Here is a 26,539-nt window from a genome sequence, read left to right as displayed (position 1 = left end):
GACCAGAGCGAGTACATCAGCTGGACCGATGGCAGGGGGCGGCCCGACGAACTCATCAAGTACCGCGGGTAACCGACCGCGGGAACGCCTCGAAATCGGCGGCCCAGCCGCAGCTGGAGTCGACGTGCGACGCGATTCCCGCACAGCTGCCTAGGTATTCCTTACGCTGACGGCTACAAACAATGCCCCGACGAGATCGCGCGGAGTCGCTCAGTGGCGCGGCGGACGCTGGGCAACGGTTCACCGGCAAGCAGGCGCTCTCCGACACCACCATGAAGCAAATCTGCGACCAAACGCTCCCTGGACGCCGGCGCGATCGCGAAGGGGGACCGTCTCGTTATCGGTGTTTCCGGCGGTTTCCATTAGTAAGTTTCGGCTGCCGGGAATCGGTCGCCGAAAATGATTGCGAACGCGTTCACAGTGATGGAACCACGACACTTCGGCGCAGTTGAAATGCACGAAGGCGGTGGTTGTCAGCGCCAGTCGTAGCGGTGGTTGCTCAGCGTGAGGCGTAGGGAAAGGCTGCCTTCGTTGGGTTGCCAGTGATAGAGCACGAAGGTGCGGAGCCCGGACGTCTTGAAGGGGTCTTGGTTGGCGATGTCGAGGGCCGCGGATTCGTCGTCGGCGCGGAAGATCATGATTCCCGAGCCGCGTCGTACTCCGGGGCCACTCAGCAGAGGCCCGGCCAGGAAGAGTTGATTACTGTCCTCCACGGATCGAACCCATTGCAGGTGGGTGGGCAGCATCTCGGCAATGTCGTCGTCGCTGGCGGTGTGCTCCGGGGTGCACACCGCAACCCAGTAGTCCTGTGTTGGTGGCGAGGAATGCTCTTGCCCTGGGGATTGCGGTTGGGGTGTTGAGTCCGATGCCATCGCGTTCATCCTGACTTGGGTGGGACTTAGTAGGCCGCTCTGATGACGCCGTTGTCGGTTCAGGCGCATATGGCCCAGGGTGTTTGGTCGGCTGGAATTAACTGCTGTCGCTGGCCAAACGTTGGATGGCGTCTTCGGCGGTGGGCGGTTCGCCGAACAGGTCGTGTTGGCGGGTGGTATCGGCCACGTAGTTACCGGTGTCCATCCAGGCGAACATTGCCGCCATGTCCTCAATGGTCGGTGAGAACGGGCCCAGGAGCCGGCCGGCGACGCGGGTGATGGGTGACGGAATGGCCATGACGCGCATCGACCTAGTCATGGCGCTGCTGAGGAGCGTCGCAATCTCTGTTATGTCAACAGGCCGATCCCAGCCAATGTCGACGCGCTCGGCGTCGGCCGTGTCGGCGTCGACAGCTTCGGCGAGGTAGATCGCCAGGTCGGTGGTCAGCACGAAGGTCAGCGGCACATGAGTCTTACCCAGCCACATGATGCGACCGGATTCAAAGGCGTTGCCGCCGTTGGTCATCACACTGTCGACGAGAGCACCCGGTCGCAGCGCCACGAACGGGACACCCAGTTCCTCCAATCGGTCTTCAGCGAGTTTCTTGGCCCAGAAGTGCGGGACCCCGGGGGTGCGGTCGCACGACAGAATGCTGGTGAGCACGAACTTCGGCACCCCGACCTCACGGGCTGCGTCGACGAGGTTGATGTTGCCTTCGCCATCGATGCGCCGGGCGCTGCGGCCGCTCTGCGGAAACCCCGCAGCAGTGGACACCACGGCGCTGACGTCGGCCATGGCCGTGCGCAACGATGCGGGATCGAGCATGTCACCGCGAGCGATCTGCACTCCGCGCCGCTGCAGGTTCGTGACGTCCTTGCCGGGGCGCACCAGGGCACGCACTTCCTTGCCGCGTGCCAGAAGATTGGTGACCACGTGACCGCCCAGCCGTCCGGTGGCGCCGACGACGAGTACCGGTCCGGATGGACGGGCGATTCCGTTGTTCACCTGACGATCTACCTTTCATCGAAGACGTTGTGAGAACACCCGAGGAGTTGAACGGTCAGCAGTTGCCTAGTGCTCGGTTTTATGGGTGGTGGGGTGACCAGCGGTGCCGCCGGGGGACCATTCACCAGCCAGGTTCATGCTCCAAGAGGTCGTGGGCGTGATCTGGAGGATCTGCTGACCATCACGGTCGACGAGTTCGGCGGTGCCGTAGATGCGGATGTACCGCGGTGTCCACGGCTGGACGGTCTTGAGGTCGTCGATTATCAAGGCGACCTTGTCGTTACCGTCGCGCACATTGCGCGCCCGGCGGGTGTTGGTCGGGTTGAACCCACCAATGTGGAATTTAAAGCCGTCGAAGTCGAACACCACGGCGGTGACGTCAGGTTGCCCATCACCGGAAACGGTGGCAATGCGCGCGAGGTGTTGGGAGTTGATGTAAGCGACCTCGTCGGGGGTGAATGTCACGGCAGTGCCTACCCTTTTTGGTGAGTCGTGATCGTCAGTGACGGTGTCGTCGGAAGGAAACGTTGCCCCCCAACGAGGCCGTTGACCAGAGACCGGATCGACCGTAGGAACGGCAGTACCACCCGGTCGGGGGTGGCTCCCCGTCACAATGGCGGGATGGTGCGCAACGATTTGGGACTCGGCGCTACCGTGCGCGCATGGCGCGATCGCCTCGATCCCACGGCGGTGGGATTGAGCCCTGACGGTGCCCGCCGAGCGTTGGGCCTGCGACGCGAGGAACTGGCCAGCCTGACCGGCATCTCCGTGGACTACCTCGTCCGGCTCGAACAGGGCCGCGCCGATCACCCGTCACCAGCCGTGGTAGCCGCGTTGGGACGGGCGTTGCAGCTCAACGGACCCGAACGCGACCACCTCTACCGACTGGCCCACCTCATCCCGCCGGGGCCCGAGGAAGTCTCCGATGAGATACCCAACGGCGTAAAGCGCGTACTGAGCCGACTCAGCGAGGTGGCGGTCGGGGTGTTTGCCGCCGACTGGCAGATGATTTGGTGGAACCACAGCTGGTCATCGTTGGTCGGTGATCCGGCCGAGACTCCGCCCCCATTGCGCAACTTCGCCCGCGACACCTTTCCCACCAATGGCAGCCGACCAGGCCTGTGCCGGTCCGCCAGCACGCCCGGTCGTGAAGCACTCGAGATCGCCGTCGTGTCCGATCTGCGGCGCGCCACCGGACGCTTCCCCCACAGTTCGCGATTGACCAGTCTGATCCGACATCTCACCGCGGGCAATCCACGCTTCGCCGCTCTGTGGGAATCAGGCATCGTGGGCGTACACGTCGAGGACCACAAGATCATCGATCACCCCGCAGCCGGCGAGATCTCCGTCGACTGCGACATCCTCACCACCGGCGACGCCGAGCACAAAATAGTCATCCTCACCGCCCCGCCCGACACCGAGGACGACGCCAAGGTGCGACAGGTTCTCCAACACAGCTGAATGTCTCGCTGCTCAGCGTCTCATTTGTAGAGAAGCGAGACAGCAGCCCGGCGCCATTCCGCAGCACGTTCTCCCAGTTCGTGGGTACATCTCTTGTCTCGCACGTGTCGCGAGCCTTCGACGCCGCGAACTGGTGCTGCGCTCTCGGAAGGAACCGCCGCTTCACCGATTCTCACTTTTAAGTCCATTTGGACATCTTCTGGACAGTTCACTTGAGAGATGGGCATCAAATTCGAGAAGCCACAAGAACCTACAATCACCGCGCCATGTTGGCGAACCGCGACAAGTGCAGCTGGTGCGCCACGGTAACGGTCTTGGTCGGGCCGTTACGGTGCTTGGCGAGAATGAAATCCGCCTCTCCCCCGCGCGGATCGTCCCGCTCGAACGCGTCCGGCCGGTTCAGCAGGATGACCATGTCGGCATCCTGCTCCAGTGATCCCGACTCGCGAAGGTCTGACAACATCGGCTTCTTGTCGGTGCGCTGCTCAGGACCACGGTTGAGCTGGCTGATCGCCACCACGGGCACCTCGAGTTCCTTGGCCAAAAGTTTGAGTTGGCGCGAGAATTCAGAAACCTCCAACTGCCGCGACTCGACCTTCTTTCCCGACGACATCAGCTGCAGATAGTCGACCACGACCAGACGCAGGTCGGCCTTTTGCTTGAGCCGGCGCGCCTTGGCGCGGATCTCCATCATCGTCAGGTTCGGCGAGTCGTCGATATACAGTGGCGCCTCACTGATTTCGCTCATCCGCCGCGCCAGCCGCGTCCAGTCGTCGTCGCTCATGCGCCCGGAACGCATGTCGGCGAGTTTGATCTTCGCCTCCGCGGAGAGCAGTCGCATGACGATCTCGGACTTGCTCATCTCCAGTGAGAAGATGACGCTGGCCAGCCGGTGCTTGATCGAGCAGGACCGCAGAAAATCCAGCCCAAGCGTCGATTTCCCGACTCCAGGCCTGGCCGCCACGATGATCATCTGCCCGGCGTGCAGGCCGTTGGTCACCTCGTCGAGTTCGGTGAAGCCGGTCGGCACGCCGCGCGCCACGCCGCCGTTGGAAGCGATGGCGTCGATCTCGTCCATCGTCGGCTGCAGCAGATCTTCCAGCGGAACGAAATCCTCCGTCGTCCGCCGGTCGGCAACCTCGTAGATCTCCGCCTGCGCCCGATCCACCACCTCGGCCACGTCGGCGCCCTCGGCCCCCGCGTAGCCGTACTGCACGACCCGCGTGCCCGCCTCCACCAACCGGCGCAGCAGCGCCTTCTCCGCGACGATGGTCGCGTAGTAGCCCGCATTGGCGGCCGTGGGCACGGTCGAGATCAGCGTGTGCAGATAGGGGGCGCCGCCGATCCGGCGCAGCATCCCGCGGCGGTCCAGCTCCGCTGCCACCGTCACGGCGTCGGCCGGCTCACCGCGCCCATACAAGTCCAGGATCGCGTCGTAGACGTTCTGATGCGCGGGGCGGTAGAAGTCGCCGGGCCGCAGCCTCTCCAGCACGTCGGCGATGGCGTCCTTGCTCAGCAGCATGCCGCCGAGAACCGCCTGCTCCGCGGCCAGGTCCTGCGGTGGCTGGCGGCCGAAGTCCTCGCTGGGCGCCGATGAATCCATGCCCGCCGACAAGTCATCGACTACCGCCATGGACCCCTCCTCCCCTGCCACGCGCCCGAACGTACATTCGAAAACCGGTTTCTTCAGCGTAAGTCAAGGAGCCGACACTTTCGTCCCACAGCACTCGCACGCCTCGCGTCGGGACGACGTTAGACGTTGCTGGCTAATAGGTGAAAGGGCCGCTGTTCATGAACCTGTGCATCGTGTGTGCATATCCGTCGACACCTGTGTTGAGTGGGGTGTGGAGAACCTGTGTATGAATTCAAGGGGCTATGGCATCGCTGCTGATAAGAGCCATGTAACGCGACGATTTTTGTGTGGACAAGAATCTCTACGGCGTGTCGCCGCAGGTTACTGCGCCGGGCGTGTTGGCTTTCAGCCACATTTTGGCAGCGTTACGGCAGGGTAAAGAGGACCCGCGGCGTACACCGCAGCAATCGTTCGCTAGTGCGCGCGTCCGCGACGACCGCGCGTATTGCCGCGGACTGAGTCGGCTGCACAAATGACCCTGGCGGCGGCCGAAGGTGGCCGCCGCCAGGTACGGGCAAAGGTTGCCGAATTAGCTCTCAGCGACAACCTCGAGAGCGACCTCGACGTCGACCTCGGGGTGCAGATGTACGGACACCGGGTGGGTGCCCACGGCCTTGATGTGCGACTTGGGCAGCCGAACGATTCGTTTGTCCAGGTTGGGGCCACCGGCCTTCTTGATGGCCGCGACCACGTCCCCGGATGTCACCGAGCCGAACAGCTTTCCGGAATCGGCCGCGGTGCGCACCGGCAGCTGAACCGGGCCCAGCGCCTCGATCGCCGTCTTGAGTTCGTTGGCGTGCCCGAGGTCGCGCACCGCCTTGCTCTCGCGGGACCGACGGATCTCATCGGCCTGCTTCTGCGCACCGCGCGACGCGACGATCGCCAGGCCGCGCGGGAGCAGGAAGTTGCGGCCGTAGCCGTCCTTGACCTCGACCGTGTCGCCGACCGTACCGAGGTGGTCGACGTCAGCCGTCAATATCAGCTTCATCGTTGTTCGTAACTTTCGCTCGAGCTTCGGCGGTTATCGCGCCGAGGAGGTGAAGGGCAGCAGAGCCACCTCGCGGGCATTCTTCACCGCGATGGCGATGTCACGCTGGTGCTGCACACAGTTGCCGGTGACCCGACGCGCCCGGATCTTGCCGCGCTCACTGATGTAGGTGCGCAGCAGCGCGGTGTCCTTATAATCGATTGATTGGCCCTTCTTGGCGCAGAAGACACACTTCCGCGTCTTGACCGGCTTTTCCGGAGCCGGACGTCGCTTGTTGGACTTCGCCATGACTGTCTTTCTTTCTGTTTCTTAGGTGTTGAAGTTTTTTAGAACGGCGGTTCGTCGTCGCCGCCACCGAAGGACCCGGACGCCGGGGCGCTGCCCCACGGGTCGTCGGCCGGTGCGCTGCTCGCCGGTGGCGCCGACCCCTGCCGGGATCCGCCCCCGCCGCCGAAGCCGCCACCGCCGCCGCCGCTGCGACTGGCCTTGTTCACCTTGGCGGTGGCGTAGCGCAGCGAGGGCCCGATCTCGTCGACCTCGACCTCGACGACGGTGCGCTTCTCGCCTTCGCGCGTCTCGAAGGACCGCTGCTTGAGCCGGCCGGTGACGATCACGCGGGCGCCCCGGGTGAGGCTCTCGGCGACGTTCTCGGCGGCTTCCCGCCAGATGTTGCAGCGCAGGAAGAGGGCCTCGCCGTCTTTCCATTCCCCGCTCTGGCGGTCATAGATCCGCGGTGTCGACGCCACGGTGAAATTCGCGACGGCGGCACCGGACGGGGTGAACCGCAGTTCGGGGTCGGCGGTCAAATTTCCGACGACGGTGATGGTGGTGTCACCAGCCACAATTTCCTCCTAGGTCCGCCCTGCTACTCGCTTTTTAGACGGTGGATGGCACGTATCCCCGCTGAGCCTACGCAGGTCCACTGACGGTGGGCCCCGGACTCAGCCACGGGTGTTAGTGCTTGTCGGTGCGCATCACCTTGGTGCGCAATACCGACTCATTGAGGCTCAGCTGGCGGTCGAGCTCGGAGACCGTCGCCGGCTCCGCCTTCAGGTCGACCACGACATAGATGCCTTCGGCGTGCTTGGCGATCTCGTAGGCCAGCCGGCGCCGGCCCCAGATGTCAACCTTATCGACGGTTCCGCCGTCTTTACGGACGACGTTCAGGAACGTCTCCAGGGACGGAGCAACAGTGCGCTCGTCGAGCGTGGGGTCAAGAATGACCATGATTTCGTATGGACGCATGGAAACCTCACCACCTCCTCTGGTCTGGACGGCCACGGTCGTTCCGTGGCAGGAGGGTCGCCTGCGTCGGCAACCGCACCAGGCTACCGGATGGGCGGGCTGGCCTCCAAAATCGCTGCCGGTCCGGACGCCGAGCAATCCGATTACTGCCGGGCGTCCAAATACTCGGTGGCCCGCGCGACTGTCGCCTGATCGGCCTTGGCGAGCGAGCCCGCGTCGAAGGGCGGCTGCGGGTCGTATTCGATGAGCAGCTGTGCGGCCTGCGCGGCCCGCCGATCGACCAGGAGCTCGACGAGCCTCAGGGCCATGTCGATGCCGCTGGACACCCCGGCGGCGGTGATGATCCGCTGCGGAAGGTGCTCGACGACGCGGTCCGGGACGTAGTGGGCGCCCAGCTCGTCGAGCAGGTCGCCGGCCCGCCAGTGCGTCGTAGCGGTGAGCCCGTCGAGCAGTCCCGCCGCGGCCAACAGCAGCGCACCGGTGCACACCGACGTGGTGAACGTGGTGCTCGGGTGTACCGCTTGCAGCCAGGCCCGAATGGTCTCGTCGTGAATCAGCCACCGGGTGCCGATCCCGCCGGGAACCAACACCACATCCGGCGAGGCGACCTCGTCGAACCGCGCATCGCAGCAGAGGCCGAGCATCCCGTTCTCGGTCCGCACCTCGCCCCGGCGGTGACCGATGAACACCACATCGACCGACGGGACGCGTTGCAACACCTCGTAGGGGCCGACCGCGTCGAGCGCGGTCACCCGGGGGAACAACGGGATTGCGACGAGAGTCAGGGCGCCACTCCTTCGATCCCGGCTACGCCGGCATCATCGTCGTCGGCGCGAGTCATGGCGCCACCCCGGCCGGCACCGCCGATTCGGCCTCGGGGTCCGGTGCCGGCGCGCGCCGCAGGCCGGCCGGCCGCAGCCAGTCCGGCAGCCATCGAGGCGGGGCGTCGGGGGCGCGGTCGAAGGGACCACCCGACGGGTCGTCCACCCGGCCGCCCCAGCGCACCAAGTCCTCGCCGGGCCGGTAGATCTGGCGAATCACCAATGCGCACAGCACGAAGACGGCGATATCACGCAACAGCACCGTCGTGGTGAAGAACTGCTCGGGCAGCGAGCGGTTCGGATTGCCATATAAGTAGTACATCCGCGGCACCCACACCACCGCGTCGATAGTCATCCACGCCAGCAGGACCCGGCGGTGCGGCAAGGCCAGCACCGCCAGCGGCACCAACCACAGCGAGAACTGGGGGCTCCACACCTTATTGGTCAACAGGAACACCGCCACCACCAAGAACAGCAGCTGCGCCAGCCGGGGCCGCTGAGGCGCAGTGAGAGCCACGTATGCGATTGTGGCGCAACCGATTACGAACAGCACCGTGACGACCGCGTTCAGCACCGAGGGCGGCTGCCACAGCCCGAGCTTGGGGTCGAATCCATGCCAGCCGGTAAACGATTTGACGACGTTGTACAGCGAATCCATGTCGTCACCGCGGCGGGCGTTGAGCCGGAAGAATTCCGACCACCCGCGGGGAAACAGCGCGAGGATGGGGAGATTCACCAGCAACCACGTCATTGCCGCCGTCACCGCCGTGCGCGCCACCGCGCGGAAGCGTCCGGTTCGAAGCGCCAGGACCACCATCGGGCCGAGGAACAGCAGCGGATACAGCTTGGCCGCGGCGCCCAACCCGATCAGCACGCCCGCCAGCACCGGCTTACGCCGGGCCCATGCCAGCAGCCCGGCCATGGCCAATCCCGTCGCCAGCGCGTCGAAATTGGTGAAGATCTGGAAGATCAACAGCGGCGACGCGGCCACCAGAGCCGCATCCCATATTCGGCGGCCCGCCAGGCCAGCGGTCGCCCAGACGGTGGCCAGCCACGCCAGCGCCAACCCGAACGCCGCGAAGTTGAAGAACATCACCACCTCGGCCACCACTGGGAGCGGGGCCAGCTTGCTCACCGCGGTGTAGGTCTTCGCCAGCGCCATCGACACGTACTGATACATCCCGGTCAGTACCGGATACTCCATGTAGCGCACGGCGGGCCGGCCGTCGTAGCGGGTCTGCGGGGTGCCGCTGCCGTCGGTCTCGATCCAGCTGGACTTGTACGGAAACTTGCCCTGGCTCAACAACTCCGCCCCGTAGAGCGGCACGGTATCGGAGTAACACAGCTCGTAGTAGGCGCGTTGGTTCTCCCAGTTGGCGACCCGCTGATCGCCCGTCCCGGTTCCGGTGCTCTGCAGGCACGCCGCCTTCGTCGACCAGCCGAGCGCCATGAACACCAGCCCGATCAAGAACATCACCCGCAGCGGCGTCATCACCCGCGTCCGGCCGATCAGCGCATGCGCGCCCACCGGCCCCCCGACGACTTCGGCCAGTGCGGCGCCCAGCGAGTCGGTGCGGCTGGGGCAATCGCGGTTGTCGACGCTGCGCAGGTCGCCGGCCAAGCGCGCCGGAGAGATGGTGGCGCTGCGCTGCTGGGCGTCGGTCACGGCGGCGGTTGCGGCCCGGGAGCTTGGGGACCGCCCGGCGGGACACCCGGCTCGGGCCCGCCCGGCCCGCCTGGGCCGCCACCGCCCGGGCCCGGCGGCGCGTTCGTGACCGTGGTGGGCGGGCCGACCGGGATCGTGATGCCCGGCGCCACCTCGATGGTGGGCTGGATTACGGTCACCGACGGCGCCGGCGGCGGAGGCGGCGGCGCCGGAACACCCGCATAACCGCCGATCTCGGTCGGCTTGGGGAACGACTCGTTCGACGTGCCCTTCAACGCCCCGTCCATCGTGGACTTCCAGATGTCCGAAGGCAGCCCCGAACCATAAACCGGTGCGCCCGAGGCGGTTACAAGGGGCACGTCGCCCTTCGCGGTGCCGACCCACACGGCCGTCGAGAGCGACGGCGTGTATCCGACCATCCAGGCGTCCTTGTCGGCGGTGGTGTCACCGAGCTGCGTGGTTCCCGTCTTGGCCGCCGACGGCCTGCCGCCGGCCAGGGCATGACCCCGCGAGTAGCTGGCGATCGGCTCCATGGCCGCGGTGACGTTGTCGGCGACGGCCTTGGGGATCCGCTGCTCGCCATTGTTGTCGGACTTGCTCGCGTCGAAGAGCACCTGCCCGTCGGAGCTGACGACCTTCTGCACGAAGTGCGGCCGGTGGTAGACACCCGAGGCCGCCAGCGTGGCGTACGCCGAGGCCATGTCGATCACCCGAGTCTGGTACTGCCCCAAGACAACTCCGTTGTTGGGCGGGCCGCCCTTGCCGTCCTCGGAGAGCGTGTGATCCACACCCGGGAAGCTGGCGGCGACGCCGGCCTGGTGCGCGGCGTCCGCAACGGCCTGCGGGCCGCCCTTGAGCTTGAGCATCAGCCGGTAGTAGGAGGTGTTCAGCGATTGCTTGAGGGCCTGGGCGATGTTGCACGTGCCGCAGCCCTCACCGTCGACGTTGGTGATCTTGATGCCGTCGACCGTCAGCGGCGAGCTGTCGACTTGGTAGCCCAGCCCGATCCCCTGCTCGAGCGCGGCGACGAGCGCGAAAACCTTGAATGACGAACCGGTTTGCAGCCCGGCCTGCGCGAAGTCGAAACCCTGGGCGTCCGTGCCGCCGTAATAGGCGCGTATCGCCCCGTCGTGCGGGTCGATCGACACCACGGCCGACCGCATGTCGGGGTCTTGCCCGTCAAGGTATTTCGACACCGCCTTTTCCGCGGCCTGCTGGGCTTTCGGGTCGATGGTGGTGGTGACCTGCAGGCCCTGGGTGTTCAGGGTCCGCTCGTCGATGTTGAACAGCTCCATCAACTCTTTGGTCACCTGACGCTCGATCAGGCCGTTGGGCCCGGTCGTCTGGTTCTCCGCGCGCGCCTGGTCCGGCGGCACCGTCTGCGGAAACTCCTGCGCCGCGCGGTCACTGGGCGACAGCGCCTTGGTCTCCACCATGCCGTCCAGGACCCAGTTCCACCGCGCCCGGGCGCCCTGCGGGTCGACGGCCGGATCCAGTGACGACGGCCGCCGGATCAGTGCGGCCAGCAGCGCCCCCTCCGAGACGGTGAGCTGCTCGACGGGCTTGTTGAAGTAAGCCTTGGCGGCGGCGGAGATGCCGTAGGCGCCGCGGCCGAAGTAGATGATGTTCAGGTAGGCCTGCAGCACATCGTCTTTCGACCACTCCCCCGACATCTTGGTGGCGATCACGAGTTCCTTGGCCTTACGCATCAGACCGCTGAGGCCGTGCTGGGCCGAACCCACCAGCGCGTTCTTCACGTATTGCTGGGTGATCGTCGACCCGCCCTGCAGGTCGCCGTTGCCGAAGAGGTTGTTGTTCACCGCCCGGGCGAAACCGGTGAAGTCGAAACCCGGGTTCGAATAGAAATTGCGATCCTCGGCGGCGATCACCGCCTGCCGCACGTGCACCGGCACCTGGCTGATGTTGACGTCGACCCGATTGCCTTCGGGCGGAATGATCTTGGCGATCTCGGATCCGTCGCTGGCCAGGATGGTGGAGACCTGGTTGGTGCGCAGGTCGCCCGGCTTGGGGATGTCGACGATGAAGTACGCCATCGCGAACGTGACGATCGGCAGCAGCACCAGCACCGCCGCCGACAGGTAGGCCGCTCGCCGCACCCACAGCCAATTGATCTGTTGCGTCCAGTGGACGTCACCGCGCGGCCGGCGTCCGAACCCGTCGGGGCCCCCGGGTCGCCGCGGGCCGGATGGCGGCGGTGGCCCCTCCGGTGGCCCTCCCGCGCTCGGCCGCTCCCGCCTCTGCCGCTCGCGTCGCGGCGGCGTCCGGCTTTCCAGCGCCGCCTTGACCTCCTCGAGCGCATCCCGCTGCAACGGCGTGGACGGCGGACCCTCCAGCGCGGCTTTGACTTCTTCGATGCTGGGATCGGGCCGTCGGGGCGACCGGTCGTCGATGACCGGCGGCAGGATCGTGGTCATCCGGTCGTCGGGGGGAACCCCACGCCGTTGACCGTGCGCCGGCGGCGCGCCACGCGCGCGCTCGCCGTTTCCATGTTTGCCCACGCGTTCAGTCGCCGGCCCATCCGCGTTGTTGGACGACTGGTCGTGGCGTCCGTCGTTACTCAATGGCCGTGCGCGCGCCGTTTCGCGCCGTCCGCGTGGTCCGGGTGCCCTTTGGTGGGCGCGCCGCGCCGAGTACGTACGACTTGACCAGATGATTCCAACTGCAGGTCCGGCACACCTCCACCACGTGGACAGCGAACTCCTCGAAGCGAGTCGCCAGCAGGACCAACTCCTCGGCCGTGCGGGCCGACCCCGACACCGGACCCAGGTGTTCGCCGAACACCCACGACACCAGCGTCAGCTGTTCCTTACGGCAGATCGGGCACATGACCTGGCTCGGTTTCCCGTGAAACTTAGCGGCGCGCAGCAGATAAGGGTTCGCGTCACACACCTCGGACACGCCGGTGCGGCCCGAATACACTTCGGCCAGCAGTGCTCGCCGCCGGAGCGCGTAGTCCACCACTTGTCGCTGCAGTCGCACGCCCACCAGAGTACGTCTCCATCCGGACGGCCGATACGCAACCAAACTGTGGCGGCCTCAGCCCGGTGATCGTTCGGTCGTTCCCGTGCCGAACTGGGGTGGGACTCTACGATCATCCCCGTGGCGAAATGGCTCGGGACATCGCTTGGCGGTGGCGCAGCGGCGAGCACTCGCGCCAAAGACGTCAATCGGCAGGACGCCTGCAAGATCCTCGACAACGCCCTCAACGACGGCGAACTCTCCATGGAAGAGCATCGGGAACGGGTGAGCGCGGCCACCAAGGCCGTCACGCTCGGCGACCTGCAGGATCTGGTAAGCGACCTGCAGACCGACAGCAGCGCCCTGCCGACGACCGCCGTCAACCGCCGGCCGGTGCCGCCGCGACTCGGGGGCTGGGGGGTTCTCGCGGCCGCGTTCGTGGTGTCGGTGTTGCTCGGGATCGGCATCGGATGGGGCATGTACGGCAACACCAAGTCGCCGCTGGACTTCACCACGGACCCCGGGGCCAAGCCCGACGGAGTGGCCCCGGTTGTGCTGACCCCGCCCACCCAACTGCATTCGGTCGGCGGGCTCACGGGCCTGGTCGAGCAAACACGCAAGCGGTTCGGCGACGCGATGGGCTACCGCTTGGTGATCTACCCGACGTACGCGGTGCTCGACCGCCCGGATCCCTCCGACGATCGCCGGGTGCTGGCCTACACCTACCGCGGCGGCTGGGGCGACCCGACCAGCTCCGCCAAGAGTTCCGCGGACGGGCCCTTTCCGGTGGACCTGAGCAAGTTCGACGTCACCGCGACGGTGGGCATCATGCGCGGCGCCCCGCAGACCCTCCACATGAAGCCGTCGGACGTCAAGACCGAATACCTCAACATCGAGCCGGCGAGCGACCCGACCACGCCCGGCGCCCTGTCGTTGTCGCTGTATGTCTCCAGCGACTACGGTGGTGGCTACATCGTCTTCGCAGGTGACGGCACCGTGAAGCAACTGAGCCTGCCGTCTTGACCACGGCCGGGCCGGCCGGCGCCCGGCGCGATTCGATTCCGCGCACCCGGACTAATAGCTGACGAACATCCGGTGGTGTTGTGGCGAATATATCGAGACGATACGATGACGCGAGGCGTCGAGCCGTCGTAACCAGCCGTGCAAAGGAGGTGATTCGTGCTTGAACTCGCCATCCTGGGCCTGCTGATCGAATCACCGATGCATGGGTACGAGTTGCGCAAAAGGCTGACCGGTCTCCTCGGCGCGTTCCGTGCGTTCTCGTACGGTTCCCTGTACCCCGCCCTCCGGCGGATGCAGGCCGAAGGGCTGATCGCCGAAGACGCCGCCCCGGCCGGCACGCCGGTCCGGCGGGCGCGGCGCGTCTACCAGCTAACCGACGAGGGCCGTCGGCGCTTCGGTGAGCTGGTGGCCGACACCGGTCCGCACAACTACACCGACGACGGCTTCGGGGTGCACCTGGCGTTCTTCAACCGGACTCCGGCGGAGGCGCGCATGCGCATTCTGGAAGGTCGCCGCCGTCAGGTTGAGGAGCGGCGCGAAGGCCTGCGTGAAGCCGTAGCGCGGGCCAGCAGCTCGTTCGATCGTTACACCCGTCAGCTTCACCAGCTGGGGCTCGAGTCCAGCGAGCGGGAAGTGAAGTGGCTCAACGAGCTCATTGCTGCGGAGCGGGCGATGCCCGGTCTCTCCGAGCAGACGTAAAACCCCAGCACGAAAATTCATCAGCCGCGACACAGAGTTATGGAGTTAGGAGAACGCCCTTATGAGTGACCAGAACGCGCCGATCGCGTCGACGGAGGTACGAGTCGCCATTGTCGGCGTCGGTAACTGCGCGTCTTCGCTGGTACAGGGCGTCGAGTACTACCAGAACGCCGACGAGAACAGCACCGTGCCCGGTCTGATGCACGTCAAGTTCGGCCAGTACCACGTGCGCGACGTCAAGTTCGTCGCCGCCTTCGACGTGGACGCCAAGAAGGTCGGCTTCGACCTCTCCGACGCGATCTTCGCTTCGGAGAACAACACGATCAAGATCGCCGACGTGCCGCCCACCAACGTCGTGGTGCAACGCGGCCCGACGCTGGACGGCATCGGCAAGTACTACGCGGACACCATCGAGCTGTCGGACGTAGAGCCGGTCGACGTGGTCAAGGCGCTCAAGGACGCCGAGGTCGACGTGCTGGTGTCCTACCTGCCCGTGGGCTCGGAAGAGGCCGACAAGTTCTACGCCCAGTGCGCCATCGACGCCGGTGTGGCGTTCGTCAACGCGCTGCCGGTATTCATCGCCTCGGACCCCATGTGGGCCAAGAAGTTCGCCGACGCGGGCGTGCCGATCGTCGGCGACGACATCAAGAGCCAGGTCGGCGCCACCATCACGCACCGGGTGATGGCCAAGCTGTTCGAGGACCGCGGGGTGCAGCTGGATCGCACCATGCAGCTCAACGTCGGCGGCAACATGGACTTCCTCAACATGCTCGAGCGCGAGCGGCTGGAGTCCAAGAAGATCTCCAAGACTCAGGCCGTCACGTCGAACGTGCAGCGCGAGTTCAAGACCAAGGACGTCCACATCGGCCCGTCCGACCACGTTGGCTGGCTCGACGACCGCAAGTGGGCCTACGTCCGCCTCGAGGGCCGCGCGTTCGGCGACGTGCCGCTGAACCTGGAATACAAGCTCGAGGTGTGGGACTCGCCGAACTCGGCCGGCGTCATCATCGACGCGGTTCGCGCCGCCAAGATCGCCAAGGATCGCGGCATCGGCGGACCCGTTGTTCCGGCGTCGGCGTACCTCATGAAGAGCCCGCCGCAGCAGCTGCCCGACGATGTCGCGCGCGCGCAGCTCGAAGAGTTCATCATCGAGGGCTGAACCCTTCTCCACCGATGGTGCGGTGAGGTCGCTTCGGTGACCTCACCGCACTTTCGTTCTCAAGGGTCTCTGCGTCACGCCAGCGTGACGCTCGGTGACCGCAGCCACGCTGGCGTGACGCACGGCGCCGCGACCGCTGGAGCCATTTCGTCCCCACGGCGCTGTGCGAGTGCTTAGCATCATCTTTCGATGCCCGTACAACCCGCCGCATTCCTGCGCACGACCCTCCCGCTGGACCTGACCCGCCTGGAGGAGCTGGACAGCGGCCGGTACCACTCGATCTGGCTGCCCGACCACATGGTCAGCTTCTGGCCAGACTCCATCTGGACCCCCGAGTTCACCGACCTGGCCACCGCCTCCCCGTCGCCACACCGCCACCTGGACGGGCTGGCGGTGGCGGCCGCGGCCGCCGTCCTGACGGAGAACGTCCCGCTCGTGAGCGCCGTCGTCGACACGGTGCGCCGCCATCCCAGCATGCTGGCCCAGACGGCGTTAACGATCGACCACCTCGCCAAGGGACGTTTCATCCTGGGCCTGGGCAGCGGCGAGAGCGAGAACACCCTGCCCTACGGTTTCGACTTCTCCCGACCCGTAAGCCGCTTCGAGGAAGCCCTCACGGTGATCCGACTGCTCTGGGAAAGCGACGGCCCCGTCGATTTCGACGGGCGGTTCTATTCGCTGCACCATGCCCGGCTGGACACCGACCCCTACGCGGGCCGGCCCCCGCAGATCTGGATCGGCGCCAGCGGCCCGCGGATGCTGGACATCGCCGGCCGGCACGCGGACGGATGGTGGCCCGCCGGCGCCTGGACGCCGGAACACTACGCCGAAATGCTCACAGCGGTAAGGGCATCCGCCGGACGCGCCGGCCGCGATCCGCAGGCGATCACACCGTGCTTCATCCAGGTGTGTCTCATCGGCGAGGACGAGGACGCCCTCGCCGAGATTGTGCAAGCACCGCTGGTCAAGGCGTTCCTGCTGCAGGTCTCGGCGGAAACGTTGCACGGCTTGGGATTTGAGCACCCGATGGGCGATCGCTGGCGCGGATTCCAAGACATCGACCCGGCGGTGCTCACCCGCGACCGGATCCTGGACTTCCTCGATAGGGCGCGGCCGGAGATGGTGCTGGCCGCCGTCCCGCACGGGACGCCGACGGAGGTGGCCAAGATCGTCAAGACATACGTCGACGCAGGATTGCGCGTACCCAAGATCCTGGACTACGGCGCAATGGCCGGCCTGAGCTACGCCGAGGCTTCGGCCGCCAACGTGCGCTCCGCCGAAGACGAACTGATGCGGCTGTGCGGGGAGCGGTCGTGACGGCGCCCCTGGATGCCGCCCGGCTCCTCGCCGACGCGGAGGCCGAGACCGGACTGCGCGACTACGGGGATCCCACCTTGCCGCAACGCTTCACCGTCGCGGTCGACCATCTCAACGGCCTGGGCATGGACCCCGAGGGAAACCGGCAGGCGGCGCAGGTGTGTCGGTGGCTGCTGACGTCACGACTGGAATTCATCGAAGACCGCAATCGCTACCCGATCGCCGAGGAGGCGATCGACGGGCCGATGTTCGTCACGGGCGAACCCCGTTCGGGCACAACGCTCATGCACGCCCTGATGTCCGTCGACCCGCGCGCTCGGGCGCTGCGCTTCTGGGAGGTGATGTATCCCTCACCGCCGCCGGGCCTGGCCGGCCCCGACGACGGGCGCAGGGCGCGGGCCGACGCGGACTGGCGCGAGATCAACGCCAAGATGCCCAAGTGGCTGCACAGCCACCCGTACAACGACATGCTGGGTGACGGCCTGCCCGAGGACGAGCGCACCTGGGCGTTCGACTTTCGGGTGATGACGCCCACCGCCTGGTGGCGCGTGCCGATGCAGTCGCTGGTCGGCGGCCTGGCCACCGATCCGGCGGCGCAATACCGGCTGCACAAGGCCATGCTCCAACAACTGCAATACGGTCGGCCCCGAAAGTATTGGGTACTGAAAGGCTTTCACGGCTTCCGCCTCAAGGAGCTCTTCGACACCTACCCCGACGCGCACCTGGTCTGGCTGCACCGCGACCCAGTCCAAGTCGCCGCGTCGCGCACCATGATGATGGCCGACATCGCCGAGGGCATCGTCGGTCCGGTCGACCTGCACGCCGAAGCGAAGAAGCACCTGGAGATGACCCGCGCCAGCATCGCCAACACGATGAGCAATCCGTTAGTCGACGATCCCCGCATCCTGCACGTGCGCTACGCCGACTTCGTCGCCGACCACATCGGCACCGTTCGGCGCTACTACGAATTCTGCGGGCGCGAACTCACGGGCGATGCCGAATCGGCGATGCGCACCTACCTGGCCAACAATCGTGGCGACCGCTACGGCAAATTCACCTACTCCACCCGACTACTGACCGACATCGGCGAAGACCTCGAGGCGTTGCACGCGGAATTCCAGGCGTTCCGAGAGCGATTCGGCGTCGCCATCGAGAACCGCGCCTGACATGGCCGGCCCACACCACCGCCTGTCGGTGCACAACGTCACCTTCCATGGTGACTCGCTGGCCGAGCTGGAAGCTCATTGGGCGGCGCTGGGCGTGACCCGGCTGAGCATCCTGGACACCCAGCTGCTGGAGCCGCCCTTCCCAATGCTGTTGCACGGCAACGCATATGCCGTGGAGGCTGTATACCACCTGTTCGCCGGCGGCAAGCTGTCCAGCGACCCGCACGCCGCCCGCGACGCGCTGTCCACCGTGATCGACGCCGCGGCCGCCGTCGGTGCCCGCACCGTCTACTTGCTGACCGGCGGGCGTGGAGACCTCACGTGGGCGCAGGCAGCGGACCGATTCTGCACGATGGTCGCTCCCTGCGCGGCGCAGGCCGAGGCGGCCGGAGTGGCGCTGGCCATCGAGAATGCGTCCAGTCTGTACGCCGACATCCACCTCGCCCATACGCTGCGCGATACCGTCACGCTGGCCGAGATGGGTGACCTCAGTGTGTGCATCGACGTGTTTCACTGCTGGGCGGAAGGGGATTTGGAGGCGATGGTGCAGCGGGCGCTGCCGCGGACGGCGCTGATCCAGTTGAGCGACTATGTGCTCGGCGACCGGGGGCTGCCGGCCAGGGCGGTGCCCGGCGACGGCACGATCCCGCTCGAAGGCTTCGTCGCCCAAGCGCTGGCCGGCGGCTACCGCCACGGTTTCGACCTGGAACTCATCGGTCCCCGCATCGACCGGGAGGGGCACCTGGAGGCCGCCCAGCGCGCATGTGATGTCGTCAGCGCGATGCTCGACAGGCTCGGTGCGTGAGCATGGCCTTCGGCGACGGGCCCGACGACGCGGCGCTGCGGGCGGCCTGGGCGGATTTCTGCGCCCGGCTGCAGCAAGCGGGCGAACAGGCCTTCAAGCAGGCCAACCCGGGGTCGGGAACCCATCGGGTCGACGCCTACCGGTTCCTCACCCAAAACCTCGGTCAGGCCTTCGATCTGGCGCTCGAGACCCGCGACACCCGCTACCCGGTGCTGCACACCTTCTGCGGCCCGACCCGCAAGCTGGGCGGCGACTGCGCCGACTTCACCTACCAGCAGGCGTGGATCGACGGGAGGTCGACGTACCGCCTCGCCGGAACCCTCGGCACCGCAAGGTTCTTCAACGTCACGGTGCAGGGACCGCGTTCACCAGGCCCGGGTGTGTTGCACGAACCGTTCGGTGACACACCGGAGGCCAACCTGCTCGGTCACCAGCTCCAGGCCGGCGATGACGGGCAGTTCGAGCTCTACATCGGCGGGCCCGAGCGCGGGCCGAACTGGCTGCCCACCACCACCGGGTCGCGAAAACTGTTCATCCGTCAGGGTTTCGACCGCTGGGACGAGGTGCCGGCGCAGCTTCGCATCGAACGAATCGACATGGACTCCCCGAAACCGTTGCCATCGCCGCCCGAGATGGTCGAGGCGATGCGCTGGGCCGGCGACTTCGTCACGGGCCTGATGGCCGACTGGCCCGAGTTCCCCTTCACCTATGGCGGCGTTGACGCCAACCGCCCCAACGCCTTCCCGCAAGTCGACGCGACCGACGCCGACGCCAGGCGCGGCCGGGCCGCCGCCAACATGTATTGGGAACTCGCGGACGACGAGGCGCTGATCGTCGAATTCGGCGCCCACGACGGGTTGTGGATGCTGACCAATATGGGTGTCTTCTTCAACAGCATGGATTACCTCTACCGGCCGGTGAGCTACACGCCGAGTCGCACGACGACCGATGCCGACGGCCACATTCGTCTCGTCATGGCTCATCGTGATCCGGGCGTCCACAACTGGCTCGACACCCAGGGCTTTGCGTGCGGCAACCTGACCTACCGGCACATGCTCGAGGGCGAGCCCGCCGTGCTGAACACCCAGGTCGTCAAGCACGACGAACTGCTCGCCGCCCTACCGGCGGACACCACCATGGTGAGCCCCGCCGAGCGCACCGCGGCGATGTGGGAGCGCTTCCACGGCATTCGCCGTCGTTACGTCCTCTAGTTCGACGGCTACGACGCTAGTGTCTAGACCGTGGCCGATATCTCCGAAGACCAACTCGACGGGCTCGACGAGTTCTCGCTGTTATCCGAGAATGCCGAGCAAGCCGGCGTCACCGGCCCACTGCCGGACGTGCAACGCGTGGAGGCGGGCACCGGTGAGAACAAAATCAGCGCCCTGCGGTGGGGTCGCACTCCCCCGCGGATCGTGTTCCTGCACGGCGGCGGCCAGAACGCCCACACCTGGGACACCGTCATCGTCGGCCTCGACGAACCCGCGCTGGCCGTGGACCTGCCGGGGCACGGCCATTCGGCATGGCGCGAGGACGGCGACTACTCGCCGCAGCTGAACGCCGACGCCTTGTTACCCGCAATGCGCGAGCACGCGCCCAGCGCCGATCTTGTCGTCGGCATGTCGCTGGGTGGGTTGACCGCGATACGGCTGGCGGCCGTGGCACCCGAACTGGTGAACGAACTCGTCCTGATCGACGTCACCCCGTCGGCGCTGCAGCGCCACTCGGAGATGACCAAGGAACAGCAAGGCACCGTGGCGCTCATGCACAGCGAACGGGAGTTCCCCAACTTCCAGGCCATGCTGGATTTGACGATCGCCGCGGCCCCGCATCGGGAGGTGAAGGCGCTGCGCCGCGGCGTCTTTCACAACTCGCGCCGGCTGGAAAACGGCAATTGGACATGGCGCTACGACGCCATTCGCAAGTTTCCCGACTTCGACGGCCTATGGGAGGACGTGGACACGCTGTCCGCACCCATCACCCTGATCCGCGGCGGCAACTCGGGATTCGTCAGCGACGACGATGCCGCCGAATTGAGCCGCCGCGCAAGGCATTTTCGGGCCTCGCACCTCGTGGAGAATTCCGGGCACTCGGTGCAAAGCGACCAACCGCAGGCTCTGATCGAGCTGCTGCGCGGGGTGCTCGACGCGCGGTGAGCCTACGGTGGCCATATGACTGCTGACCCACCCATCCGCATTGGTGTGCAACTCCAACCTCAGCACGCGCCGCAGTACCACCAAATCCGTGACGCCGTGCGCCGCTGCGAAGACATCGGCGTCGACATCGCCTTCAACTGGGACCACTTCTTCCCCCTGTACGGCGATCCCGACGGCGCGCACTTCGAATGTTGGACCATGCTCGGGGCCTGGGCCGAGCAGACGTCGCGCATTCAAATCGGCGCGCTCGTCACCTGCAACTCCTACCGAAATCCTGAACTGCTGGCAGACATGGCCCGGACCGTCGACCACATCTGCGACGGCCGGCTCATACTGGGGATCGGCTCGGGCTGGAAACAGAAGGACTACGACGAATACGGTTATGACTTCGGCACCGCGGGCAGCCGCCTGGACGACCTCGCGGGTGCGCTCCCCCGGATCCAGGCGCGCCTGGCCAAGCTGAATCCACCGCCCACCCGCGACATCCCGATCCTGATCGGCGGCGGCGGGGAACGTAAGACGCTGCGGCTGGTGGCCGAATACGCCGACATGTGGCACAGCTTCACCTCGGCCGACGAGTTCCCTGCGAAGTCGGAGGTCTTGGCCCGGCACTGCGCCGACGTCGGCCGCGACCCGGCGAGCATCGAACGCTCCGCCGCCGTGCAGGACCGCGGCGGCCTGGTCGAGAACGCCGAAAGGCTCGTCGGCCTCGGTGTGACGCTGTTGACGGTGGGGTGTGACGGTCCGGATTACGACCTGAACGCCGCGGAAGCGCTGTGCCGGTGGCGCGATAGCCGTTAAGGACCTCCACCGCAAGATTCCTCCGTCAAACCCCGGAAAATACGAGCCAACTCGTGAGAAACTTCTCGCGCTAGTTGGCCGCACCGGGTTTGAAAGAGACTCAACAACGAATGCCGAAGAAATACGGGGTCAAAGAAAAGGACCTGGTTGTTTCGCACATCCTGCACCTTTTGCTGACGGGAAAGCTGCGAAGCGGCGACCGCGTCGATCGCAATGAGATCGCGCTGGGGCTGGGCGTAAGCCGCGTTCCCATTCAAGAGGCGTTGGTGCAACTCGAACACGACGGCATTGTCTCCACCCGCTATCACCGCGGGGCATTCGTGGAGCGATTCGACGAAGCGACCGTCCTCGAACATCACGAACTCGAGGGCCTGCTCAACGGCATCGCCTCCGCACGCGCAGCGACCAGTCCGACCCCACGGATCCTGGGTCAGCTCGACGCCTTGATGCGATCGCTGCGCGCCGCGAAGGACTCGCGGGCCTTCTGCGACATCGCTGCCGAATACCGGCGCACGATCAACGACGAATACGCCGGACCGCGATTGCACGCCACGATCCGCGCCTCGCAGAACCTGGTGCCCCGGGTGTTCTGGCTGATCTATCAAGGCAGCCGCGAAGAGATCCTCCCGCTTTACGAAGAGGAGACGTCCGCCATCAACGGGCGCGACCCCGAGGCCGCGCGGGCCGCATGCGTCGGCCGCTCCTACCTGATGGCGCAGACCATGCTGGCCGAGCTCTCCCGGCGCGGGGTGTTCACCGCACCCGACGACGTGGGTCCGGTGGTGCCGGAACCGCTCGACGTACTCGCCGACCCCGAAGCCGTGGGCGTCGAGCCGTCGCTGGCGATCTAGGGCACGCTCACCCGACGACGCCGCCGTCCGGTCGATACGGTGTCAGGGATGAATGCGCCCGCGTTCCGACGTACCCAGCGCCGCGGCAGGCTGTTCGGATTAGCCGCAACAACGGTGCTGGTGTGCGGCGTGGCGTTAGGCGGCCCGGCCGCACCCGCGGGCGCCGACTGGAACCAATGCGCGCCCTCGGGCGTGGAGAGCGCAAGGGCCTTGCCCAAGGACCTGACCGAAAGCCAGCCCACGCCCCAGGAAGACCGGGACACGACCAACTCCGTCGAGCCGCTCAGCTCCGTCGACGTCGGCGCGCTCGGGCTCAGCACACCGGGCGTGCTGACGGTGGGCACCCTGTCGGACGCCCCGCCCAACATCTGCATCAACCCGACCGGAGAATTCAGCGGCTTCGACAACCTCCTGCTGCGCGCCATCGCCGACAAGCTGCATCTGCAGCTCCGCTTCAGCAGCACCGACTTCTCCGCCTTGCTGGCTCAGGTCGCGTCGCGGCGTTTCGACGTCGGCTCGGCATCGGTGAAAGCGACCGCCCAGCGCCGCCGCACCGTCGCGTTCACCAACGGCTACGACTTCGGCTTCTACTCCCTCGTGGTGCCGCCCGGTTCGCCGATCCACAAGTTCAGCGACCTGGCGGCCGGACAGCGCATCGGTGTGGTGCAGGGCACCGTAGAGGAGTCCTATGTGGTTGACACCCTGCACCTGCAACCGGTGAAGTACCCGGGCTTCGCCACCCTGTATGCGAGCCTCAAGACGCGCCAGATCGATGCGTGGGTGGCGCCCGGAACCCTCGCCTCGACCGTCATTCGCCCGGGCGATCCCGCCGTCACGGTCGCAAACACTTTCAGCCCAGGCAATTTCGTCGCCTATGCGGTGGCCAAGGAGAACAAGCCGCTGATCGATGCGCTGAACTCCGGGCTGGACGCGGTGATCGCCGACGGCACCTGGGCCAGCCTCTACTGCCAGTGGGTGCCGCGCACGCTGCCGCCCGGCTGGAAGCCCGGATCGAAAGCCGCGCCCGCCCCGAACCTGCCCGACTTCGCCGCGATAGCCGCGAGTCAGCACCGCACCGCGACGGGACCGCCCGCACCCAAATCGACGCTGGCGCAGTTGCGTGATTCCTTCTTCGACTGGGAGATGTATCGACGCGCCATCCCGGTTCTGCTCACAACCGGGCTGCCCAACACGCTGATCCTGACCAACAGCGCCATCGTCATCGGCCTCGCGCTCGGGATGGTGCTGGCCATGGCGGGCATCTCGCACCGGCGCTGGCTGCGCTGGCCGGGACGGGTGTACACCGATATTTTCCGCGGCCTGCCCGAAGTGGTGATCATCCTGCTGATCGGAATGGGTGTCGGGCCGTTGGTCGGCGGGCTGACCAACAAGGATCCCTATCCCCTCGGGATTGCGGCGTTGGGATTGATGGCCGCCGCCTACATCGGCGAAATCCTGCGCTCCGGAATCCAAAGTGTGGACCCCGGCCAGTTGGAGGCGGCCCGCGCGCTGGGCTTCAGCTATACGACCGCGATGCGGCTCGTGGTGGTGCCACAGGGAATACGGCGTGTGCTGCCGGCTCTGGTCAATCAATTCATCGGGCTGTTGAAGGGATCGGCTTTGGTGTACTTCCTCGGCCTGATCGCCGATCAGCGCGAGCTTTTCCAGGTGGGCCGGGATTTGAATGCCCAGACGGGGAGCCTGTCGCCGTTGGTGGCAGCGGGCCTCTTCTACTTGATACTGACCATTCCGTTGACGCATCTGGTGAATTACATCGACGGGCGTCTGCGCCGCGGCCGGGGCACCCGCGACCCGGACGACACGCTCACGACGTTCGGCCAGGAGATCACGTGAACGCGGGGCGGGCGCCAGTCTCTCTGGCCGCCAAAGACATTCATCAGACCCTCGGTGGCAACAAGGTGCTGCGCGGCGTCGATTTCGAGGCCCCCGCCGGCACGACCGTCGCCGTCATCGGCCCGTCCGGATCTGGCAAGTCGACGCTGCTGCGCACCTTGAACCGGCTGCATGAGCCCGACAGCGGCGACATCCTGCTGGACGGCCGATCGGTGTTGCGCGACGATCCCAACGAGCTCCGCCAGCGCATCGGCATGGTGTTTCAGCATTTCAACCTGTTCCCGCACCTGAGTGTGCTGAAAAACGTTGCGATGGCGCCGCGCAAGTTGCGCCGCTTGGCGGCCGACGAAGCCCGCGACCTGGCCCTTGCCCAACTGGAGCGAGTTGGCTTGAAGCACAAGGCGGATGCGCGGCCCGGCATGTTGTCCGGTGGCCAGCAGCAACGGGTCGCCATCGCACGCGCGCTGGCCATGGCGCCGCAAGTGATGTTCTTCGACGAGGCTACTTCCGCGCTGGATCCCGAAATGGTGAAAGGGATTCTGCAACTCATCGCCGATCTCGGAGCAGACGGCATGACGATGATCGTGGTCACGCACGAAATGGGGTTCGCGCGCTCGGCATCCGACACGGTCGTCTTCATGGATCGGGGCAAGGTCGTGGAATCCGGTCCCCCGGAGCAAATATTCGAGGCCGCGCAGACCGAACGGTTACAGCGATTCTTGTCCCAAGTACTTTGACCGTCCCATCGGCGCTAATTAGTAGGCTTAGCTACCTTGTACCCGCCTGATATAGCGTTAGACTCCCCGGTTATGGCGGACAGCGAATCCACCGCGGCCGATGTGACCGAGCTTGCGGAAGGTTTGCACCGTGCGCTGTCCAAATTGTTTTCGATTCTGCGTCGTGGCGACCCGAGCGGCGCGGCCGCGGGAGAACTGACGCTGGCGCAACTGTCGATCCTGGTGACATTGCTGGACCAGGGGCCGATTCGGATGACCGACCTGGCGGCCCACGAGCGGGTGCGGACACCCACCACCACGGTGGCGATCCGCCGGCTAGAAAAGCTCGGTCTGGTGAAGCGCTCTCGCGACCCGTCCGACCTGCGGGCGGTGCTGGTCGACATCACCCCGCGCGGGCGGGCGGTGCATGGCGAATCCCTGGCCAACCGGCGCGCTTCCCTGGCGGCGATGCTCAGTCAGCTCCCCCCGGCCGATCTGGACACGCTGATGCAGGCGCTGGCTCCGCTGGAGCGGCTGGCGTCCGGCGAGCCGGCCTCGGCGCCCGCGGGTGAACCCGCTGCAGCTAAAGAGGCTTGAAAGTACCTGTCCGACAAGGGTTTTCCCGGCAGCCGTAGACTGCGTTACATGCCCACTGCACTCATCACCGGCGCGGGCGGCGGCATCGGTGCCGCGATCGCCGCCGCGCTGGCCCCCACCCACACCCTGCTGCTTGCCGGCCGGCCTTCCGACCGGCTCGATGCTGTCGCGGAGCGCCTCGACGCGACGACCTTCCCGCTGGACCTGACCGACCCTGCCGAAATCGAGGCCACCTGCGAGATCGTGGACGAACTCGACGTGCTGGTACACAACGCCGGTGTGTCCTTCCCCGGTCACATGGCCGAGTCCACCGTGGACGAGTGGCGCGCCACATTCGCCGTCAATGTGCTTGGGCCGGTGGAACTTACACTGGTGTTGCTGCCAGCCCTGCGGAGCGCCCGCGGGCAAGTGGTCTTCATCAACTCCGGTGCCGGGCGCAACGTATCACCCGGGATGGCGTCTTACTCCGCGAGCAAGTTTGCGTTGCGCGCCTTCGCCGACTCGCTGCGCGCCGACGAACCGCAGCTGCGGGTGACAACGGTCTATCCCGGCCGCACCGACACCGAAATGCAGCGCGAACTCGTCGCATTCGAGGGCGGTGCGTACGACCCCGCGAAGTTCCTCAAGCCAGAAACGGTCGCGGCCACGGTAGCCAACGTGGTGGCCACTCCCCCAGACGGCCACGTCCACGAGGTGGTGCTGCGGCCCGCAGGTCGCTGACTCG

General features: G+C 66.3%; 27 protein-coding genes. 15 read left to right on the top strand and 12 right to left on the bottom strand.

The features are described 5' to 3' along the window. Positions 1 to 473: 473 nt before the first annotated feature. From ACEL92_RS00395 to ACEL92_RS00385, 3 genes are all read right to left on the bottom strand, one after another. Positions 474 to 872 (bottom strand): YciI family protein, encoded by a 399-nt coding sequence (locus ACEL92_RS00395; protein ID WP_374023710.1) that lies wholly within the window; start codon positions 870 to 872, stop codon positions 474 to 476. 97 nt (positions 873 to 969) lie between these two features. After that, entirely contained in the window at positions 970 to 1,878 is a 909-nt protein-coding gene (locus tag ACEL92_RS00390) for an SDR family oxidoreductase (protein ID WP_374023709.1), read from the bottom strand. 66 nt (positions 1,879 to 1,944) lie between these two features. Then, entirely contained in the window at positions 1,945 to 2,343 is a 399-nt protein-coding gene (locus ACEL92_RS00385) for a PPOX class F420-dependent oxidoreductase (protein WP_374023708.1), read from the bottom strand. Positions 2,344 to 2,499: 156 nt separating this feature from the next. On the opposite strand from ACEL92_RS00385, the gene ACEL92_RS00380 reads away from it, so the two are divergent. Then, positions 2,500 to 3,339: a helix-turn-helix transcriptional regulator gene (locus ACEL92_RS00380; protein WP_374023707.1), complete on the top strand. Its 840-nt coding sequence runs from the start codon at positions 2,500 to 2,502 to the stop codon at positions 3,337 to 3,339. Between the two features lie 256 nt (positions 3,340 to 3,595). On the opposite strand, the gene dnaB is transcribed toward ACEL92_RS00380, so the two are convergent. From dnaB to ACEL92_RS00335, 9 genes are all read right to left on the bottom strand, one after another. Continuing rightward, positions 3,596 to 4,972, bottom strand: a complete 1,377-nt coding sequence (dnaB, locus tag ACEL92_RS00375; RefSeq protein WP_374023706.1) for a replicative DNA helicase — start codon at positions 4,970 to 4,972, stop codon at positions 3,596 to 3,598. A gap of 529 nt (positions 4,973 to 5,501) precedes the next feature. Then, complete coding sequence (rplI, locus tag ACEL92_RS00370; protein WP_067761381.1) at positions 5,502 to 5,960, bottom strand: 50S ribosomal protein L9; 459 nt, start codon at positions 5,958 to 5,960, stop codon at positions 5,502 to 5,504. Between the two features lie 33 nt (positions 5,961 to 5,993). Further along, positions 5,994 to 6,248: a 30S ribosomal protein S18 gene (gene rpsR / locus ACEL92_RS00365; RefSeq protein ID WP_374023705.1), complete on the bottom strand. Its 255-nt coding sequence runs from the start codon at positions 6,246 to 6,248 to the stop codon at positions 5,994 to 5,996. 38 nt (positions 6,249 to 6,286) lie between these two features. Continuing rightward, complete coding sequence (locus ACEL92_RS00360; protein ID WP_067271716.1) at positions 6,287 to 6,802, bottom strand: single-stranded DNA-binding protein; 516 nt, start codon at positions 6,800 to 6,802, stop codon at positions 6,287 to 6,289. Positions 6,803 to 6,914: 112 nt separating this feature from the next. Beyond that, the gene (rpsF, locus tag ACEL92_RS00355; protein ID WP_067928342.1) at positions 6,915 to 7,205 is read right to left on the bottom strand and encodes a 30S ribosomal protein S6; all 291 of its coding nucleotides are present in this window, start codon (positions 7,203 to 7,205) and stop codon (positions 6,915 to 6,917) included. A 143-nt stretch (positions 7,206 to 7,348) separates the two neighbouring features. Continuing rightward, complete coding sequence (locus ACEL92_RS00350) at positions 7,349 to 7,990, bottom strand: DJ-1/PfpI family protein (RefSeq protein WP_374026414.1); 642 nt, start codon at positions 7,988 to 7,990, stop codon at positions 7,349 to 7,351. A gap of 52 nt (positions 7,991 to 8,042) precedes the next feature. Continuing rightward, entirely contained in the window at positions 8,043 to 9,692 is a 1,650-nt protein-coding gene (locus ACEL92_RS00345; protein WP_374023704.1) for a glycosyltransferase family 87 protein, read from the bottom strand. Continuing rightward, positions 9,689 to 12,274: a transglycosylase domain-containing protein gene (locus tag ACEL92_RS00340; protein WP_374023703.1), complete on the bottom strand. Its 2,586-nt coding sequence runs from the start codon at positions 12,272 to 12,274 to the stop codon at positions 9,689 to 9,691. The genes ACEL92_RS00345 and ACEL92_RS00340 overlap by 4 nt, the downstream gene beginning before the upstream one ends. Next, complete coding sequence (locus ACEL92_RS00335) at positions 12,267 to 12,692, bottom strand: DUF5318 domain-containing protein (RefSeq protein ID WP_067761414.1); 426 nt, start codon at positions 12,690 to 12,692, stop codon at positions 12,267 to 12,269. The genes ACEL92_RS00340 and ACEL92_RS00335 overlap by 8 nt, the downstream gene beginning before the upstream one ends. A 120-nt stretch (positions 12,693 to 12,812) precedes the next feature. Between ACEL92_RS00335 and ACEL92_RS00330 the strand changes: the two genes are divergently transcribed. The 14 genes from ACEL92_RS00330 (at position 12,813) to ACEL92_RS00265 (ending at position 26,535) form a co-directional block, all read left to right on the top strand. Further along, on the top strand, positions 12,813 to 13,694 hold the full coding sequence (locus ACEL92_RS00330; RefSeq protein ID WP_374023702.1) for a DUF1707 domain-containing protein: 882 nt from the start codon (positions 12,813 to 12,815) through the stop codon (positions 13,692 to 13,694). 156 nt (positions 13,695 to 13,850) lie between these two features. Continuing rightward, positions 13,851 to 14,393, top strand: coding sequence for a PadR family transcriptional regulator (locus ACEL92_RS00325; RefSeq protein ID WP_003874738.1), 543 nt, complete (start codon positions 13,851 to 13,853; stop codon positions 14,391 to 14,393). A 61-nt stretch (positions 14,394 to 14,454) separates the two neighbouring features. Next, positions 14,455 to 15,552 (top strand): inositol-3-phosphate synthase, encoded by a 1,098-nt coding sequence (locus tag ACEL92_RS00320; protein ID WP_374023701.1) that lies wholly within the window; start codon positions 14,455 to 14,457, stop codon positions 15,550 to 15,552. A gap of 189 nt (positions 15,553 to 15,741) precedes the next feature. After that, entirely contained in the window at positions 15,742 to 16,869 is a 1,128-nt protein-coding gene (locus tag ACEL92_RS00315) for an LLM class flavin-dependent oxidoreductase (RefSeq protein ID WP_374023700.1), read from the top strand. After that, a complete protein-coding gene (locus tag ACEL92_RS00310; RefSeq protein ID WP_374023699.1) occupies positions 16,866 to 18,035 on the top strand; it encodes a sulfotransferase in 1,170 nt (389 codons plus the stop codon). Before ACEL92_RS00315 ends, ACEL92_RS00310 begins: the two co-directional genes overlap by 4 nt. Position 18,036: 1 nt before the next feature. Beyond that, positions 18,037 to 18,840, top strand: coding sequence for a sugar phosphate isomerase/epimerase family protein (locus ACEL92_RS00305; protein ID WP_374023698.1), 804 nt, complete (start codon positions 18,037 to 18,039; stop codon positions 18,838 to 18,840). 2 nt (positions 18,841 to 18,842) lie between these two features. Continuing rightward, positions 18,843 to 20,051 (top strand): DUF1214 domain-containing protein, encoded by a 1,209-nt coding sequence (locus ACEL92_RS00300; RefSeq protein ID WP_374026413.1) that lies wholly within the window; start codon positions 18,843 to 18,845, stop codon positions 20,049 to 20,051. Positions 20,052 to 20,081: 30 nt separating this feature from the next. Then, positions 20,082 to 20,996, top strand: a complete 915-nt coding sequence (locus ACEL92_RS00295; RefSeq protein ID WP_374023697.1) for an alpha/beta fold hydrolase — start codon at positions 20,082 to 20,084, stop codon at positions 20,994 to 20,996. Between the two features lie 15 nt (positions 20,997 to 21,011). Further along, the gene (locus tag ACEL92_RS00290; RefSeq protein WP_374023696.1) at positions 21,012 to 21,797 is read left to right on the top strand and encodes an LLM class F420-dependent oxidoreductase; all 786 of its coding nucleotides are present in this window, start codon (positions 21,012 to 21,014) and stop codon (positions 21,795 to 21,797) included. 110 nt (positions 21,798 to 21,907) lie between these two features. Beyond that, positions 21,908 to 22,648 (top strand): GntR family transcriptional regulator, encoded by a 741-nt coding sequence (locus ACEL92_RS00285; RefSeq protein WP_374023695.1) that lies wholly within the window; start codon positions 21,908 to 21,910, stop codon positions 22,646 to 22,648. 48 nt (positions 22,649 to 22,696) lie between these two features. Beyond that, entirely contained in the window at positions 22,697 to 24,502 is a 1,806-nt protein-coding gene (locus ACEL92_RS00280) for an ABC transporter substrate-binding protein/permease (protein WP_374023694.1), read from the top strand. Continuing rightward, on the top strand, positions 24,499 to 25,239 hold the full coding sequence (locus ACEL92_RS00275) for an amino acid ABC transporter ATP-binding protein (protein ID WP_374023693.1): 741 nt from the start codon (positions 24,499 to 24,501) through the stop codon (positions 25,237 to 25,239). The genes ACEL92_RS00280 and ACEL92_RS00275 overlap by 4 nt, the downstream gene beginning before the upstream one ends. Before the next feature lie 72 nt (positions 25,240 to 25,311). Continuing rightward, positions 25,312 to 25,815, top strand: coding sequence for a MarR family winged helix-turn-helix transcriptional regulator (locus tag ACEL92_RS00270; RefSeq protein WP_374023692.1), 504 nt, complete (start codon positions 25,312 to 25,314; stop codon positions 25,813 to 25,815). Between the two features lie 48 nt (positions 25,816 to 25,863). Continuing rightward, positions 25,864 to 26,535, top strand: coding sequence for an SDR family oxidoreductase (locus tag ACEL92_RS00265; protein WP_374023691.1), 672 nt, complete (start codon positions 25,864 to 25,866; stop codon positions 26,533 to 26,535). The last annotated feature ends 4 nt before the right edge of the window (positions 26,536 to 26,539 follow it).

This window comes from Mycobacterium hainanense (assembly GCF_041890355.1).
Classification (GTDB): Bacteria; Actinomycetota; Actinomycetes; order Mycobacteriales; family Mycobacteriaceae; genus Mycobacterium; species Mycobacterium hainanense.
The sequence above is the reverse complement of the archived record's forward strand: the minus strand, read 5'-3'. Positions and strand labels throughout refer to the sequence as shown.

Bases quoted from the DNA above. Each gene is read 5' to 3' on its own strand.
- ACEL92_RS00285 (WP_374023695.1), top strand. From the start codon at position 21,908: ATGCCGAAGAAATACGGGGTCAAAGAAAAGGACCTGGTTGTTTCGCAC.
- ACEL92_RS00290 (WP_374023696.1), top strand. From the start codon at position 21,012: ATGACTGCTGACCCACCCATCCGCATTGGTGTGCAACTCCAACCTCAG.
- ACEL92_RS00395 (WP_374023710.1), bottom strand. From the start codon at position 872: ATGGCATCGGACTCAACACCCCAACCGCAATCCCCAGGGCAAGAGCAT.
- ACEL92_RS00320 (WP_374023701.1), top strand. From the start codon at position 14,455: ATGAGTGACCAGAACGCGCCGATCGCGTCGACGGAGGTACGAGTCGCC.
- ACEL92_RS00270 (WP_374023692.1), top strand. From the start codon at position 25,312: ATGGCGGACAGCGAATCCACCGCGGCCGATGTGACCGAGCTTGCGGAA.
- ACEL92_RS00315 (WP_374023700.1), top strand. From the start codon at position 15,742: ATGCCCGTACAACCCGCCGCATTCCTGCGCACGACCCTCCCGCTGGAC.
- ACEL92_RS00380 (WP_374023707.1), top strand. From the start codon at position 2,500: ATGGTGCGCAACGATTTGGGACTCGGCGCTACCGTGCGCGCATGGCGC.
- ACEL92_RS00305 (WP_374023698.1), top strand. From the start codon at position 18,037: ATGGCCGGCCCACACCACCGCCTGTCGGTGCACAACGTCACCTTCCAT.
- rpsF (WP_067928342.1), bottom strand. From the start codon at position 7,205: ATGCGTCCATACGAAATCATGGTCATTCTTGACCCCACGCTCGACGAG.
- rpsR (WP_374023705.1), bottom strand. From the start codon at position 6,248: ATGGCGAAGTCCAACAAGCGACGTCCGGCTCCGGAAAAGCCGGTCAAG.
- rplI (WP_067761381.1), bottom strand. From the start codon at position 5,960: ATGAAGCTGATATTGACGGCTGACGTCGACCACCTCGGTACGGTCGGC.
- ACEL92_RS00280 (WP_374023694.1), top strand. From the start codon at position 22,697: ATGAATGCGCCCGCGTTCCGACGTACCCAGCGCCGCGGCAGGCTGTTC.
- ACEL92_RS00300 (WP_374026413.1), top strand. From the start codon at position 18,843: ATGGCCTTCGGCGACGGGCCCGACGACGCGGCGCTGCGGGCGGCCTGG.
- ACEL92_RS00265 (WP_374023691.1), top strand. From the start codon at position 25,864: ATGCCCACTGCACTCATCACCGGCGCGGGCGGCGGCATCGGTGCCGCG.
- dnaB (WP_374023706.1), bottom strand. From the start codon at position 4,972: ATGGCGGTAGTCGATGACTTGTCGGCGGGCATGGATTCATCGGCGCCC.